The sequence below is a fragment of the Pigmentiphaga sp. NML030171 genome (genome assembly GCF_002188635.1).
Taxonomy (GTDB): domain Bacteria; phylum Pseudomonadota; class Gammaproteobacteria; order Burkholderiales; family Burkholderiaceae_B; genus Pigmentiphaga; species Pigmentiphaga daeguensis.
The window spans coordinates 63,624-78,177 of the sequence record NZ_NINX01000052.1; the positions used below are offsets into that span (position 1 = coordinate 63,624).

At 68.8% G+C, this 14,554-nt stretch carries 12 protein-coding genes and 1 pseudogene; 5 read left to right on the forward strand and 8 right to left on the reverse strand.

All coding sequences use genetic code 11. The features are described from left to right. Positions 1-120 precede the first annotated feature (120 nt). From CDO46_RS26580 to acnA, 6 genes are all read right to left on the reverse strand, one after another. Entirely contained in the window at positions 121-936 is an 816-nt protein-coding gene (locus tag CDO46_RS26580; RefSeq protein WP_087841583.1) for a GntR family transcriptional regulator, read from the reverse strand. A gap of 97 nt (positions 937-1,033) precedes the next feature. Beyond that, on the reverse strand, positions 1,034-2,584 hold the full coding sequence (locus CDO46_RS26585) for an aldehyde dehydrogenase (protein ID WP_087841584.1): 1,551 nt from the start codon (positions 2,582-2,584) through the stop codon (positions 1,034-1,036). Between the two features lie 36 nt (positions 2,585-2,620). Continuing rightward, complete coding sequence (locus CDO46_RS26590; RefSeq protein WP_087841585.1) at positions 2,621-3,628, reverse strand: GTP-binding protein; 1,008 nt, start codon at positions 3,626-3,628, stop codon at positions 2,621-2,623. An 11-nt stretch (positions 3,629-3,639) separates the two neighbouring features. Further along, on the reverse strand, positions 3,640-4,371 hold the full coding sequence (locus CDO46_RS26595) for an isochorismatase family protein (protein WP_087841586.1): 732 nt from the start codon (positions 4,369-4,371) through the stop codon (positions 3,640-3,642). 19 nt (positions 4,372-4,390) lie between these two features. After that, positions 4,391-5,755 (reverse strand): dihydroorotase family protein, encoded by a 1,365-nt coding sequence (locus CDO46_RS26600; RefSeq protein ID WP_087841587.1) that lies wholly within the window; start codon positions 5,753-5,755, stop codon positions 4,391-4,393. Then, positions 5,752-8,445: an aconitate hydratase AcnA gene (acnA, locus tag CDO46_RS26605; RefSeq protein ID WP_087841588.1), complete on the reverse strand. Its 2,694-nt coding sequence runs from the start codon at positions 8,443-8,445 to the stop codon at positions 5,752-5,754. The genes CDO46_RS26600 and acnA overlap by 4 nt, the downstream gene beginning before the upstream one ends. 265 nt (positions 8,446-8,710) lie before the next feature. Between acnA and CDO46_RS26610 the strand changes: the two genes are divergently transcribed. Next, positions 8,711-9,451, forward strand: coding sequence for a GntR family transcriptional regulator (locus CDO46_RS26610; protein WP_087841589.1), 741 nt, complete (start codon positions 8,711-8,713; stop codon positions 9,449-9,451). A 26-nt stretch (positions 9,452-9,477) separates the two neighbouring features. Next, positions 9,478-10,371: an oxaloacetate decarboxylase gene (locus tag CDO46_RS26615; RefSeq protein WP_087841590.1), complete on the forward strand. Its 894-nt coding sequence runs from the start codon at positions 9,478-9,480 to the stop codon at positions 10,369-10,371. A gap of 168 nt (positions 10,372-10,539) precedes the next feature. Here CDO46_RS26615 and phoR read toward each other — a convergent pair whose 3' ends face one another. Both phoR and phoB read right to left on the reverse strand, forming a co-directional pair. Further along, the gene (gene phoR / locus CDO46_RS26620) at positions 10,540-11,826 is read right to left on the reverse strand and encodes a phosphate regulon sensor histidine kinase PhoR (protein WP_087841591.1); all 1,287 of its coding nucleotides are present in this window, start codon (positions 11,824-11,826) and stop codon (positions 10,540-10,542) included. 191 nt (positions 11,827-12,017) lie between these two features. Next, positions 12,018-12,716: a phosphate regulon transcriptional regulator PhoB gene (phoB, locus tag CDO46_RS26625; RefSeq protein WP_087841592.1), complete on the reverse strand. Its 699-nt coding sequence runs from the start codon at positions 12,714-12,716 to the stop codon at positions 12,018-12,020. A gap of 141 nt (positions 12,717-12,857) precedes the next feature. On the opposite strand from phoB, the gene CDO46_RS26630 reads away from it, so the two are divergent. The 3 genes and pseudogenes from CDO46_RS26630 to CDO46_RS26640 all read left to right on the forward strand — a co-directional run. Further along, positions 12,858-13,283 carry a gamma-butyrobetaine hydroxylase-like domain-containing protein gene (locus tag CDO46_RS26630; protein WP_087841593.1) on the forward strand — a complete coding sequence of 142 codons (426 nt, stop codon included), beginning with the start codon at positions 12,858-12,860 and terminating at the stop codon, positions 13,281-13,283. Then, on the forward strand, positions 13,280-14,059 hold the full coding sequence (ubiE, locus tag CDO46_RS26635; protein ID WP_087841594.1) for a bifunctional demethylmenaquinone methyltransferase/2-methoxy-6-polyprenyl-1,4-benzoquinol methylase UbiE: 780 nt from the start codon (positions 13,280-13,282) through the stop codon (positions 14,057-14,059). The genes CDO46_RS26630 and ubiE overlap by 4 nt, the downstream gene beginning before the upstream one ends. A gap of 235 nt (positions 14,060-14,294) precedes the next feature. Beyond that, positions 14,295-14,554, forward strand: a pseudogene (locus CDO46_RS26640) (Tim44 domain-containing protein); the annotation flags it as partial.

Here is a 14,554-nt window from a genome sequence, read left to right on the forward strand (position 1 = left end):
TACATAATACTTTTATGGTTGGGATGGCGGATACGAATCAGGACGCGACGGCTCAGGCCGGCGACGGGCGTATCGGCGGGATCAAGGGGAGGGGCGGGGCGCGCGGCAGCGCCGCCCGGGTCAGTCCGGGACTTCCGACCAGCGCGGGGCGTCGCCCTGCTCGACGCGCGACAGGTTCACGCGGTATTCGTAGCGATCGGGCCGATAGAGCTCGTGCAGGATCTCGATGGGCCGCCCGGCGGTATCCCGGTAGATCCGCGTCAGGCTGATCAGCGCGCTGCCCATCTCGACCTGCAGGGCCTGGGCCGTGTCCTTGTCGGCCAGCGTGGCGCTGATCCACTGCTCGGCCTGGGTGGCCTTCACGCCCTGGCGCTCGAGCAGGATGGACACCGGCGTGTTGCGCAGTTCGTTGCGCTTGAGCAGGCTGGCCTCGGGTTCCGGCAGGTAGCAGGTAATGTGCGAGAAGGGCGACGTGGCGTCGCTGCGCACGCGCACGATGCGCAGGCCGGGTTCGCCCTGCTGCCTGTCGAGCAGCGGCGCGATGTTGGTCGGCAGCCCGACGCGCTCGAACGCCAGCAGCTTGACCTTGGTCGTTTCCTGGAAGTGGACGATGTTCTCGATCAGGCCGCTGAAGCCGGTCTTGCCGGGCGGGCGGACGGGCTTGCGGGCGAAGGTCCCCCGGCCGCGCTGGCGCGTGATCAGGCCGTCGGCCTCCAGGATGTTCATCGCCTTGCGCAGGGTCACGCGCGAGACCTGGAAGCGTTCGGCGAACTCGGCCTCGGTCGGCAGCGGCGTGTGCTCGTCGTAGCCGTGGTCCCGGATGTGCTGGAGCAGCAGCGTATAGACCCGGTAGTAGAGCGGGACGTAGTCGGCGATGCGATGCGAGGCGGCGGCGTCCTCGCTCTTTCTGGAGCGTGTGGGGTCGGTTCTGGTCACGGTGGGGCGGCACGGCGGCGCGCGCCGTCATGCCGGGTAGGTCGCTGGGGACTCGCGCCATCATAGCCAATTTGCCTTTCCGCCGCCGGGAGCCGGCTCAGCGCCGCACGAAGGGGTTGGGGATGTCGGTTTCCATGGACAGCCAGACGCTCTTGATCTCCATGTACTCGCGCATGCCGGCAATGCCGCATTCGCGTCCGACGCCGCTCATCTTGAAACCGCCGAACGGCGAGGTGACGCTGGTCGAGCGGTAGTTGTTAACCCAGACCGTGCCGGCCCGCACCTTGCCCGCCATGCGCAGCGCGCGCGGCATGGAGGTGGTCCAGACGCCGGCCGCCAGGCCGAAGTCGACGTCGTTGGCGATGGCCACGGCTTCGTCTTCGTCCTGGAAGCGGATGACCGACAGAATGGGGCCGAAGACTTCTTCCTGCGCGATGCGCATGCGGTTGTCCACGTCCGCGAAGATGGTGGGCTGGAAGAACAGCCCGTCCGGGCACTCCGGCACGTGGGCGCGCTTGCCGCCCGCCACCAGCCGCGCGCCATCGGCCAGCGCCACCTGGACGTAGGACTCGATCTTGTCCAGCTGGGGAGCGGTGGAGATGGGGGCCACCTGGGTCTGCGGATCGGCCGGGTGGCCGAAGCGGGCGTTGCCGGCGATCTCGACCAGGCGTTCCAGGAAGCGGTCGTGGATGCCGTCCTGGAGCAGCAGGCGCGAGCCGGCCACGCAGGTCTGGCCCGAGGCGGCGAAGATGCCGGCCACGGCACCCTTCAAGGCCTGTTCGAAGTCGGCATCGTCGAACACGATGTTGGGCGACTTGCCGCCCAGCTCCAGCGTCACGCGCTTCATGCGCGAGGCGGCCTGCTCGTTGATGCGCTGGCCGGCCTCGGGGCCGCCGGTGAAGGCGATGCGCTGGACCAGCGGATGGTCCACCAGCGCGGCCCCGACCTCGGCGCCCAGGCCGGTCACGACGTTGACGACGCCGTCTGGCACGCCGGCGAGCTGGAACAGCTTCATGAGTTCGAGCAGCGAGGCCGACGTGAATTCCGAGGGCTTGAGCACGACCGTATTGCCGGCCGCCAGGGCGGGCGCGATCTTCATGCTGGCCAGCGGCAGCGGCGAGTTCCAGGGCGTGATGCAGGCGACCACGCCCAGTGGCTCGTAGACGGTGTAGTTGAACACGCCCGGCTTGTCGGTCGGGATGACGGTGCCTTCCATCTTGTCGGCCAGGCCGCCGTAGTAATAGTAGTAGTTGGCCATGTAGCGCATCTGCATGGACAGCTCCGCGCTGAGCTTGCCGTTGTCGCGTTGTTCCACGTGCGCCAGCCATTCCGCGTGCTCGGTGACCAGGTCGCCGATGCGGCGCAGCAGCGCGCCGCGCTGGCTGGCGTTCATGGCCGGCCACGCGCCCCGGGCGAAGGCGCGGTGCGCGGCCTGCACGGCCTTGTCCACGTCCTGCGCGGTGCCGCGGGCGATGCTGGCCCACTGGCGTCCGGTGACCGGATCGCTGGTGGCCAGGCGGGCACCGTCGGCGCCCGTGAAACCGCCGTCGATGAATTGGGTGTAGACCAGGTGGCCCTGCGCGTCGGTGGCGGTGGGCGGGAGCTTGGGGAACTGCTGGGCGTAGGCCTGGGTGTCGGGACGTTGCATGGAAGGAATCGAAGTCGTGGAAAGCGAGGGTTGGGGTCAGGCGCCGCCGTCGAGCACGGCGGCGGCAAGCGCGAGCTCCTCCTCGTCGGCGTCGCGGGTGATGAGCACCAGCACGCCGGACAGGTCGCCGGGTACTTCGCCGTCCAGCGGCCGCGGCGGGCTGAAGACATGGCGCACGCCGTGGATGGCGTAGTGGGCGCCGTCTTCCATGAGCAGGATGCCCTTGACGCGCAGCAGCCGTTCGCCCAGCCGTGATTGCATGTAGTCGACCCAGGCGGCGTAGCGTGCCCAGTCGACCGGGCCATCGGCCCGGATCACGTGAGAGGCGATGCCGTAGCGCAGGACGTGGGCGAGCCGCGTCCAGGCCCGCGGACGTTCCAGCCCGAACTGGCCCGGCGCCACGGTCCGGCGGTCCGCGGCCTGGAAGAGATCGGTCCGCTCTTGCAGGCCGTCGCGATCCGCGCGCAGGACCGGGGCGCCGGGCGCCTGCCGGCGCAGTTGCCCGGCCATGGCCGAGGCGGCCTCGGGCGCGACCTTGTCGGTCTTGGTCAGGACCACGAGGTCGGCCACCGCGAGCTGCGTGGCGGCGGTTTCGTATTCGTCCAGCGTGGCCGCGCCGTGCTCGGCATCGATGGTGGTGATCACGCCGGCCAGCCGCACGTGGCGCGCGATGGAGGCGTCGGAAGCCAGGGCGTTGATGAGCGGGGCCGGTTCGGCCAGCCCCGAGGTCTCGACCACGATGCGCGAGAACGCCGGAATCTCGCCGCGCAGCCGCCGGTAGTACAGCGACTCCAGCGTTTCCTGCAGCGAGTTGTTGCTGGCGCAGCACAGGCATCCCGAGTCCAGCAGCACGATGTCGTCCTCGCTGGACTGGCCGACCAGGACGTGGTCCAGGCCGACCTCGCCGAACTCGTTGATGACCACGGCGGTGTCGGCGAATTCGCGGCTGTGCACCAGCCGGGCGAGCAGGGTGGTCTTGCCGCTGCCCAGGAACCCGGTCAGCAGGTAGACCGGGATGGGGGCGGCGGACGTGGCGGACGGCATGCCTGGTCCGCTCAGCCGGCCGAGCCGCCGCCCTGGCGCACCGGCAGCGTGGCCAGGTAGTCGCGGACCTCGCTCGAGGGAATCACGTCGGCGTACTTGCAGTTCAGGTCGAACAGGTTGATCGCGTGGCTGGCCTGGAAGCGGTCGAACGCCGTTTCTTCGGGAATGATCACCTTGAAGTTGTACGAGTAGGCGTCCACGGCGGTGGCGCGCAGGCAGCCCGACGAGGTGCAGCCGACCAGGATCAGCGTGTCGACGTCCAGGAAGTTCAGGTGGCTCATGAAGGTCGTGCCGAAGAAGCACGACGGCTTGGTCTTGGTGATGCGGATGTCCTGCGGGCGCGGGGCCAGCGCCTCGACGGTCCGGGTGGCGTGGGTATCGGCCAGCACGGTCTTTTCCCCGCCGCGATGGTTCTTGCCGACCTGCACGCCGCTGTCGAGCAGGTCGGGGCGGCGGGCGCTTTCCGTGTAGAACACGGGGATGTTCTTCTCGCGCGCCAGTTCCAGCAGCGGCACCATGTGCGCGACGGCGTCCCAGGCTTCCTTGCCGCAATGGGTGCGGTACTGCTTGAGGCCTTCCAGGATGTCCTGCGGGGTATCGCCGCAGAAGTTGTACTGGACGTCGATGATGAACAGGGCGGGACGCGTGCCGAAGCCGCCGCGCTTGCCGTAGCCGGCCACGGCAAGGACCTGCTGGTCGCGTTCGGTCAGGAAGTCGTCCCAGATGCGTTTGGTTTGGCTCATGTCGTTTCCTCGGGGAGAATCAAAGGCGCCGCAGGTAGCGGCCGCCCGGCCGGCTGCGCGCTTCATCGGTGATCTTGCCGTCCAGGGCCACGGTGCGGCCCCGCACCAGCGTGCGTACCGGCCAGCCCTTGAGCGTCATGCCCTCGTAGGGCGAATAGTCGGCATAGGATTCGAGCGTGGCCGGGTCCACGGTCTTCTCCAGGTCCAGGTCGACCACCAGCAGGTCGGCATCCTTGCCGACCTCGATGCCGCCCTTGGACGGCATGTTGTAGTGCCGGGCCGAGTTGGCTGAGGCAACTTCCATCAGCCGCTCCAGCGGCACGCCGCGGCGGTGGTAGCCCTCGTGCAGCAGGATGGGCAGGATCATGCCGGTGCCCGGGAAGCCGTTGCTGGCGGCCCAGATATCCTTGTCCTTGGTGCTGCGCTTGCGCGGCACGTGGTCCGAGCCGATGGTGGTGACCGAGCCGTCCAGCACGCCTTCCCACATGGCGTCGACGTCGGCCTGGCCACGCACGGGCGGGTTGACCTTGGCATAGGTGCCGGCGGGACTCTCGTCCGTCAGGAACAGGTAGTGCGGGCAGGTTTCGACGTGGATGGGCGGGGCATTGCGGTTACGCCGATGGCGCCGGACTTCGTCCAGGGCCTCGCCGCTGCTCAGGTGGACGATGTTGACGGCGGCGCCGGTCTTGGAGGCGAAGTAGCACACGCGGTGCACGTTCTCGGCTTCCAGGAAGTCGGGGCTCTGCTCGTTCCACGCCCTCAGGTCGTCGCGCCCGGCGGCGCGCAGCGGATCGCGCAGCAGCGGAATCACTTCCACGTTCTCGCAGTGCACGCCCAGGATCGCGCCCGGGATGCGCGCGGTCTCGCGCAGCGCGGCGAACAACAGGCCGTCGTCGATGTCGGTGAAGCCCTGGGCCAGGCCGGCGGCGCCCTTGTACATCATGTAGAGCTTGTAGGACGAGACGCCGAAGCGCTCGGAGATTTCCTTCAGCGTCTCGACGTGCAGGTGGCTGGTCAGCCCGAAGTGGAAGCCGAAGTCGATGCAGCTTTGCGCCAGTGCCCGGTCGTGGGCCGCCTGGAACGACTCGCGGATGTCGCGCGAGCGATGGAACGACAGGACCGAGGTGGTGCCGCCCAGGGCCGCCGTGCGCGACTCGGTCTCGAAGTCGGTCTCGGGCGAGCCGAAGCCGAAATGCACGTGCGGGTCGATGACGCCCGGCAGCACGCACAGGCCCTGGCAGTCGACGGTCTCGTCCGCCGCCAACTGCGCGCCGGGTTCGGCGATGACGGCGATGCGCCCTTGGCTGATGCCGATCTGGCCGGGCGTCAGGCCGCGCTGCGGCAGCAGGATCCTGGCGTTGGCCAGGACGAGGTCCAGGTTCATGGTTGCGTTTCCTCGTTGAAGTCCGGGGTGGTGTCCTTGGGGGCCAGGCAGGCGCGGAGGACGCTGGCCGGGATGCCGCCGTCCTGCATCAGCTGGCGTTCGGCCTGGGTCAGGACCTGGGCCTGCGCCTGGAAGCGGATGATGCCGTCGGGGCCGACGGCTTCCACCGTGATCGGGGTGCCGTCCATGACGCCGCGGGCCAGCCCCTGGAAGCTGAAGCTTTCGGCGCCGGTCAGGCCCAGCTGGCGCCATCCTTGTCCGGGCAGGAAGGACAGGGGCAGCACGCCCATGCCCACCAGATTGGCGCGGTGAATGCGTTCGAAGGACTCGGCCAGCACGGCCTTCACGCCCAGCAGCGCGGAGCCCTTGGCGGCCCAGTCGCGGCTGCTGCCGGTGCCGTATTCCTTGCCGGCCAGGATCAGGGTGGCGATGCCGTCCTGGCGGTAGGCGCGGGCCGCGTCGAAGATGGTGCAGGGGGTGTGCCCGGGAAAGTGGATGGTGACGCCGCCTTCGGTGCCGGGCACGAGCAGGTTCTTGATGCGGATGTTGGCGAAGGTGGCGCGAGCCATGATCTCGTGGTTGCCGCGCCGCGCCACGTAGGTGTTGAAGTCGGCCGGCGCCACGCCGGCCTGGGTCAGGTAGCGGCCGGCGGGCGTGTCGGCGGGGATCTCGCCGCCGGGGGAAATGTGGTCGGTGGTGAGCGAATCGCCGAAGGCGGCCAGCACGCGGGCGCCTTGCAGCTCGCGTTCCAACTGGTCCAGGCCTTTCGCGGCGCCGGCCTGGCGGAAGAAAGGAGGTTCGACCAAGTAGTGCGACTGGCGGTCCCAGGGAAAGAGCGGGCCGGTGGGCGCTTCCAGCGTGTCCCACAGCGAGCCGCCGGCGGCGCGGGCCTCGTAGGTGTCGACGAAGATCTCGCGCCGTGTGGCGACCGGCATGGCTTGCGCGATTTCCTCGGGGGTCGGCCACAGGTCGCGCAGGTAGACGGGAACGCCGGCCGGATCGGTGGCGATGGGGTCGCGCGTCAGGTCGACGTCGATGCGGCCGGCCAGCGCGTACAGGACAACCAGCGGCGGCGCGCCGATGTAGTTGGCGCGGATGAGCTTGTGGATGCGGCCTTCGAAGTTGCGATTGCCCGACAGCACCGCCGCCGCGACCAGGCCGCGCTGTTCGATTTCGCGCGCGGCTTCGGGAACGAGCGGGCCGGATTTGCCGCCGCAGGTGGTGCAGCCGTAGCCGATCAGGTGGAAGCCGAGTGCGGCCAGGGGCGCCAGCAGCCCCGCCTCTTCCAGGTAGCGCGTGACGGTGCGCGAACCGGGCGCGAGCGAACGCTTCACCCATGCCGGAGGCTGGAGTCCGCGCGCGACCGCCTTGCGGGCGACGATGCCGGCCGCCAGCATGACGACGGGATTGGAGGTGTTGGTGCACGAAGTGATGGCGGCTAGTGCGAGGCTGCCGTGGTCCATCGTGCCGGCGCCGGAGGCCGGTGCGGCGGCGAAGCCTCCATCGGCCAGCGCGCGCGGCAGGCGGGCCCGGAAGTCTTCCGCGATGCGCGACAGCGGCAGGCGGTCCTGGGGCCGGCGCGGTCCCGCCATGGCGGGCAGCACGGTATCCAGGTCGATCTCGACGACCTGGCTGTAGGCCGGGACGGCGGCATCGGCGTCCCGGAACAGGTGGTTGGCCCGCGCATAGGCCTCGACCAGCGCGACCTGTTCCTCGGGGCGGCCGGTGGCGCGCAGGTAGGACAGGGTCTGGTCGTCGATGGGGAAGTAGCCGCAGGTCGCGCCGTATTCCGGCGCCATGTTGGCGATGGTGGCGCGTTCGGGCACCGTGAGCCCGGCCACCGCGGGGCCGAAGAATTCGACCGCGCAGGCGGTGACGCCGGCGCGACGCAGCGTTTCGGTGATGAGCAGCGCGGCGTCGGTGGTCAGCGCCGGGGGAGGGATGCGGCCGTGCAGGCGCACGCCCACCACGCGGGGCACGGGGAAGGTGTAGGCCTGGCCGAGCAGCGCCGCTTCGGCGTCGATGCCGCCCACGCCCCAGCCCAGCACGCCCAGCGCGTTGACCATGGGTGTGTGGGAGTCGCCGCCGATGACGAAGTCCGGATGCGCCCAGGTGCCGTCGGGACGCTCGGCGCGGCAGACCACCGGGGCGATGTGTTCCAGGTTGACCTGGTGAATGATGCCCGTGCCCGGGGGGAATACGCGCAGGCCGGCATAGGCCTGCTGGGCCCACTTCAGGAAGCGGTAGCGTTCGGCGTTGCGCTGGAACTCGCGGGCGAGGTTGCGTTCGGCCGCGTCGCTGCCGCCCCAGTGGTCGACCTGCAGCGAGTGGTCGACGATCAGGTCCACCGGCACGCGCGCGTCCACGGTGGAAACGTCGCCGCCCCGGGCCGCGACGGCATCGCGCAGGGCCGCCAGGTCCTGCAGCGCCGGCAGGCCGCTGGAGTCGGGCAGGATCACGCGCGCCACGTGCAGCGGCAGGTCGGCGCCGATGTGGTCCTGCCAGTCGAGCAGGGCGCGCAGGTCGCCTTCGGCGACGGGCCGGCCCCATGCGCGGTTGCGCGCGAGATTCTCCAGCAGCACGCGCACGACGTAGGGATAGTCGACCAGCCGCTTGCCCGCCGCCTGCGCCACGGCAGCGAGGTCGGCGATGTGCAGCGTGGCGGATCGGAAGGAAAGCGTACGGATCATGGGCGGGGCGGCGAAAATGCTTGCGGCTTTGCTATGGTATGAATCTTATGAGCACCGTTTGTTAAATGTCAACACTTTAGCGCCGATGGGGAGCTGGCGGTGTACGGTGGCCGCCTTGCGATAAACCATGGAGTCAGCTGATATTCTCTGTAAATATGGCTTGATTGATGGGCCGCTGTTCGGGGTGGAACGCATGCTCCATGCAAACCCGGCCCATGCAAAAGAGTTGACACTTTTAAGACCGTTTTGATAATCTGTCGACACTATGGACGAATCAGCCGAGACCTTCATCAACAGGGAGGACGCGCAGGGGCCGCTGGCCGATGCGGTGTTCCAGCAGGTGCTGGACGCGATCTACCAGGGCCGGCTGGCGCCCGGCAGCGTCATCAACGAAGTGGCGCTGGCCCAGGAGTTCGGCGTGAGCCGCGGGCCGGTGCGCGAAGCGGTGCGCCGCCTGCAGGGCATCCAGCTGGTCACCCGCGAGCCCTACCAGAAGGCGCGGGTCGTCTCGCTATCGGCCGAGTCCGCGCTGGAGCTGTTCCAGATGCGCATGGCGCTGGAAGGCGTGGCCTGCAGCCTGGCCACCCAGCGCATGAGCGACGAGGAAGTGGCGCAATTGCTGGCCGAACTGGAGCAGGACAGGCAGCGCCAGCTGCGCAAGGAGCGGGGCGAGTCGTCCGGCCCCCGGGTATTCGATTTCCACGAGCGCATCGTGCGGGCCAGCGGCAACAACCGCATCATCCACGCGCTGTGCGAGGACCTTTATCACCTGCTGCGCGTGTACCGCCGGCATTCCGGGACCGTGCTCGAACGCAAGGAGGACGCCTATGCCGAGCACTGGCAGATCCTGCGCGCGATCAAGTCGCGCGATGCGGAACTGGCGGAGTCGCTGATGCGCTCGCATATCGAACGCGCGGCCCGGCACCTGTTCACCCATCTCGCGGACCGGGACGAATCCGACGCCGCCCGGAGGCGGGGAGGGCGGGCGGCCGGGACGGGCACCTGAAACACTGACCATTTCGGAGTCATCGCATGAACAGTCCCCGCAAGTTCCGGGAGTTGCTCAAGAACGAGACGTTCATCGTCTCGCCCGGGGTGTACGACGGGTACAGCATCCGGCTGGTCGAGGCCGCCGGGTTCAAGACCGCCTGCACCAGCGGGGCCGCCATCTCGAACGCGCTGCTGGGCATCGCCGACATCGGCGTCATGGGATTGACCGAGAACGTCAACCATTGCCGCAACCTGGCCCGCTCGGTGTCCATTCCGCTGACGGCGGATGCCGACAACGGCTACGGCAATCCGGTGAACGTGTTCCATACGGTGCGGATGTTCGAGGAAGCCGGCGTGGCCGGCGTCAATCTCGAGGACCAGGTCAGTCCCAAGCGCTGTGGCCACATGCCCGGCAAGGACGTGGTCAGCCAGGCCGAGATGCTGAAGAAGATCGAGGCCGCGTGCCTGGCGCGCCGCGACGATGATTTCGTCATCATCGCCCGCACCGACGCGCTGGCCATCGAAGGCATCGAGGGCGCGGTGCGCCGAGCCAAGGCGTATGCGGCGGCCGGTGCCGACATGCTGTTTCCCGACGCGGTGCGCACCGAGGACGACATCAAGCGCATCGTCGATGCCGCCGGCATCCCGGTCACCGTCAACATGGGGTTCGGCATACGCAGCCGGCCCACGACGCCGCTGATCCCGCTGCCGCGCCTGAAGGCGCTGGGCGTCAAGCGCATCAGCCTGCCGCGCATGCTGCCGGCCGCCGCCATCCACGCCATGCAGCATGCGCTGCAGGCCATGCGCGGCGTGATGGAAAGCGGCGAGCCCGTCGATCGTCCCGACCTGCTGGTGGGCATCGAGGACATCATGAAACTGATGGGCTACGAAGAAATGCGCGCGCTGGAGAAGCGCCTGACCACGCTGGCCGAATAGCCGCCGCGTTCCCGATTCGCATTCCCCGCCTGCCCGTAGGGTGCCCACCCAAACGCACCCCTGACTGCGTTGCGAATGCTCGTCGTGGTCCCGCCACGACTGTGCTTCGCGCCTTGCCAGGCGCGCGTCTGGGTGGGCATGCGGGCCTCCTTTTAGCGGGAACAGGCCCTACGCCACCCGGCTGTCGGGGAAATGCAGCGCGAAGGTGCTGCCCTGGCCAAGCTCGCTGGCGATCTCCAGTTCGGCGTCGTGCCGCATGGCGATGTGCTTGGTGATCGCCAGTCCCAGCCCCGTGCCGCCCGATTCGCGCGACCGGCTGCGATCCACGCGGTAGAAGCGCTCGGTCAGGCGGGGCAGATGGTGCGAGGCGATGCCTATGCCGGTGTCCTTCACGGAATAGCGGGCATCGCCGTCGGCGTCGCGCCGCCACCGCACCGTGATGTGGCCGCCCTCGGGCGTGTAGCGCACGGCATTGATCAGCAGGTTGGAGATGGCCGACGCGATTTCGGTACCGGTGCCCAGGATGTCCAGGCCTTCGTCGATCTCGCCGACGATCTCGTGGCGGCCGCCCGACAGGGCGCGGGCCTGGCTCAGGGCCGTCTCGATCAGCGCGGGCATGTTCACCGGCTGTGGATCGGTGGTGGGGGACGACTCCAGGGTGGACAGGGTCAGCAGGTCGGCCACGATGGCCTGCATGCGCTGGGCCTGGTCCAGCATCAGCTTCATGTACTGTTCGCGCTGCTCGTCGCTCAGCGCTTCGGTGGGCATGTCGCGCAGCGTTTCCAGGAAGCCCGACAGCACCGTCAGCGGCGTGCGCAGCTCGTGCGAGACGTTGGCGACGAAGTCGCGGCGGGTGGTCTCCAGCCGCTCGATCTGCGTCACGTCGCGCGTCAGCAGCATGCGCTGGTGCTTGTTGTAGGAAATGAGCTGCACCATCAGCAGGCGGTCGCCGCCGCCGGGGCTGCGCACCAGGCGCGGCGCGGGCCAGTCCTCCTGACGGGCGTAGTCCACGAACTCGGGGGCCCGCACCAGGTTGAGCAGGTTCTGGCCGCGGTCGGCCGGCAGGCGCAGGCCCAGGTGCTGGCGCGCGATGCGGTTGCACCAGTCGATGTGGAATTCCTTGTCCAGCGTGACCAGTCCGTCGGGCAGCGCCTGGGCAGCGTCGAAGAAGCCCTGCACGTTCCCTTCCAGCATCGCCAGCTGGCGTTCCTGGTTGCGCAGGTGCCGGTAGATGCGGGCCAGGGCCTCGTCCCACGAGCCGGCCGAGGGCGGCGGTGGCCGCTGCAGGTCATTGGTCCAGCGCGTGACGCGCGAGAGCTGCCAGATGTGCCAGACCAGCAGCGTGCCCAGGCCGAAACTGAAGACGGCCCAGCCGAAGCGGCCCGTGATCGGCCGCGTGAGGGCCGCCAGGCCGGCCCACAAGAGGACGACGATGAGGTTGCGTATCCAGACCATGGAGCGGATTGTCGCATTGCCCGGAGCCCGGACTCTGCCGTCTTGTATGTTTTTCGTATGAGTTTGCCAGGGCACGGCGGATCTGGCTTGCCGGTCCGCAAGTAGAGCCCCGCGGGCCCCGGCCCCCTCGGGGGGCCGCCGCATGGCGGCTGGGGGGCTCCCCATGCCGGGCGCGCGTCACGCGCAGAGGGTTATTGGCCTACAGGATGCGCCGTGAACCGGTAGCCGCTGCCGCGCACGGTCTCCACGTGCCCGTCGTGCTTGCTGGGCTCCAGTGCTTTGCGCAGGCGCCGGATGTGCACGTCCACCGTGCGCTCTTCGACGAAGACGTGGTCGCCCCACACCTGGTCCAGCAGTTGCGAGCGCGAGAACACGCGCTCGGGGTGGGTCATGAAGAAGTGCAGCAGGCGGAACTCGGTGGGACCGATGTTCAGGGTCACGCCGTTGCCGTTGAGCCGGTGGGTGACCGGATCCAGGCGCAGCCCGGCGACGTCGATCAGGTCGTCGGTGAGCTGGGGCGCGCGGCGCCGCAGGACGGCCTTGATGCGGGCCATCAGCTCCTTGGGCGAGAACGGCTTGGTGATGTAGTCATCGGCGCCCGCCTCCAGGCCGTCGACCTTGTCCTGCTCGGCGCCCTTGGCCGTGAGCATGATGATCGGAACGGCCTTGGTACGCTCTTCCGTCCGCAGCTTGCGGGCCAGCGATACGCCCGAGGTGCCGGGCAGCATCCAATCGAGCAGGATCAGGTCGGGGAGTTCGGCCCGGATCAGGGTCTGGGCCTGTTCGGCATCGGCCGCGCGCAGGACCTTGTGGCCCGCGAAGGACAGGTTGACCGAGACCAGCTCCTGGATGGCCGGTTCGTCTTCGACGACTAAAATAGTGCTGGACATGGGTATGCCGGTTGGGTTGCTGAAGCATGTCCATAGTATGGCGGTATTGTTTCAGGTATGTGACATGATCCGGCTCCCGGCGGGGGCCCGGCGCGGCGGCGGCCCCCATCGGCTACCATGGAGTCCTTACGCGAGAACAACATGGCCGGCCTGGACAAGAATACCCCTCTTCCCACCAACATCGTCGTGCATCGGCAGTCCAGGACGCTGGAGGTCGCGTTCGACGACGGCAGCAGCTTCCGCCTGCCCTTCGAACTGCTGCGCGTCTACAGCCCCTCCGCCGAGGTCCGGGGCCACGGGCCGGGCCAGGAGACGCTGCAGGTGGGCAAGCGCGACGTGGACCTCGTGTCCCTGGAGCCGGTGGGCAACTACGCGGTCCAGCCCACGTTCTCCGACGGGCATTCGACCGGGATCTACTCTTGGGACATCCTTTATGCGCTGGGCCGCGACCAGGACCGCCTGTGGGCGGAGTACCTCGCCGCCCTGGAGGCGGCGGGCGCATCGCGGGACCCCGAGCCCCGGGACGGAATGGCAACAACCGAAGTACGCCGTGAAGGTAAGCAATGAGCGATAAGCAGCACTCCCCCGCGCCGGCCGGCGGCACCACGCCGCCGGGCACGACCCATTTCGGCTTCCAGCAGGTGGCCGAGGCGGACAAGGCGCGCAAGGTGGCCGAGGTCTTCCATTCGGTGGCCGCGCGCTACGACGTCATGAACGACCTGATGTCCGGCGGCCTGCACCGGGCCTGGAAGGTCTTCACCGTGGCCCGCGCCGGCGTGCGCCCGGGCATGAAGGTGCTGGACATCGCGGGCGGCACCGGCGACCTGGCCAAGGCCTTCGCCCGGCGCGCCGGGCCCACCGGCGAGGTCTGGCTGACCGACATCAACGATTCCATGCTGCGGGTGGGCCGGGACCGGATGCTGGACGCGGGGCTGATGCTGCCGACCGCCGTCTGCGACGCCGAGAAGCTCCCTTTCCCCGACGGTTATTTCGACCGCGTCTCGGTGGCGTTCGGGCTGCGCAACATGACCCACAAGGACCGGGCCCTGGCCGAGATGACGCGGGTGCTGCGCCCCGGCGGCAAGCTGCTGGTGCTGGAGTTCTCCCGGGTCGCCAAGCCGCTGCGGGCGGCCTACGACTGGTATTCGTTCAACATCCTGCCCTGGCTGGGGCGCAAGGTGGCCCAGGACGAGGCCAGCTACCGCTACCTGGCCGAATCCATACGCATGCACCCGGACCAGGACACCCTGGCCGGCATGCTGGAACAGGCGGGCCTGGCGCGTGTCCAATATTTCAATCTGACCGCCGGGGTGGTCGCCCTGCACGAGGGCGTGCGGCTGTAGCGCCCGCTGTTTCAAATTCCTTCACGAATCCGGGGCGTTCCGACTGGCGATTTGCGCCATAGTCCGTTAAATTTCAGCTTATTGTCAGGAAAGGCTGCTACGACCGCCCGTCTGCGGGGACGTCGCGGCGCCGGGCATCCCGACCTGGCAGCAATGGCGTCCGCGCTGCCCGGCAAATCCGGCATCGGGGCCGGCAGGGCGGCGCCACGACATTGATTACAGGAGAATCCACACAATGTCCCGACGATTTTTTTCCAGGTTCATCCCGGCGCTGGTCATCGCCGTATCGACCGTGGCCATGCTGGGCGTCTCGCATGACGCCCTGGCCAAGCGCCTGGGCGGAGGCGGCAGCATGGGCCGCCAGTCCAGCAACGTGACGCAGCGGCAGGCCACGCCGCCCGCGCGTACGCCCCAGCAGAACCAGCAGGCCGCGCCGTCGGCGGCGCCTGCAGCCGCGGGGGCCGCCGCTGGCGCCACCGCCGCGCGCAGCGGCAT

What these genes read in the sequence shown, in the direction of transcription:
- phoB (WP_087841592.1), bottom strand. Translation starts at nt 12,716, where the DNA reads ATGTCCAGCACTATTTTAGTCGTCGAAGACGAACCGGCCATCCAGGAG.
- CDO46_RS26600 (WP_087841587.1), bottom strand. Translation starts at nt 5,755, where the DNA reads ATGAACCTGGACCTCGTCCTGGCCAACGCCAGGATCCTGCTGCCGCAG.
- ubiE (WP_087841594.1), top strand. Translation starts at nt 13,280, where the DNA reads ATGAGCGATAAGCAGCACTCCCCCGCGCCGGCCGGCGGCACCACGCCG.
- CDO46_RS26585 (WP_087841584.1), bottom strand. Translation starts at nt 2,584, where the DNA reads ATGCAACGTCCCGACACCCAGGCCTACGCCCAGCAGTTCCCCAAGCTC.
- CDO46_RS26610 (WP_087841589.1), top strand. Translation starts at nt 8,711, where the DNA reads ATGGACGAATCAGCCGAGACCTTCATCAACAGGGAGGACGCGCAGGGG.
- CDO46_RS26630 (WP_087841593.1), top strand. Translation starts at nt 12,858, where the DNA reads ATGGCCGGCCTGGACAAGAATACCCCTCTTCCCACCAACATCGTCGTG.
- acnA (WP_087841588.1), bottom strand. Translation starts at nt 8,445, where the DNA reads ATGATCCGTACGCTTTCCTTCCGATCCGCCACGCTGCACATCGCCGAC.
- phoR (WP_087841591.1), bottom strand. Translation starts at nt 11,826, where the DNA reads ATGGTCTGGATACGCAACCTCATCGTCGTCCTCTTGTGGGCCGGCCTG.
- CDO46_RS26615 (WP_087841590.1), top strand. Translation starts at nt 9,478, where the DNA reads ATGAACAGTCCCCGCAAGTTCCGGGAGTTGCTCAAGAACGAGACGTTC.
- CDO46_RS26595 (WP_087841586.1), bottom strand. Translation starts at nt 4,371, where the DNA reads ATGAGCCAAACCAAACGCATCTGGGACGACTTCCTGACCGAACGCGAC.
- CDO46_RS26590 (WP_087841585.1), bottom strand. Translation starts at nt 3,628, where the DNA reads ATGCCGTCCGCCACGTCCGCCGCCCCCATCCCGGTCTACCTGCTGACC.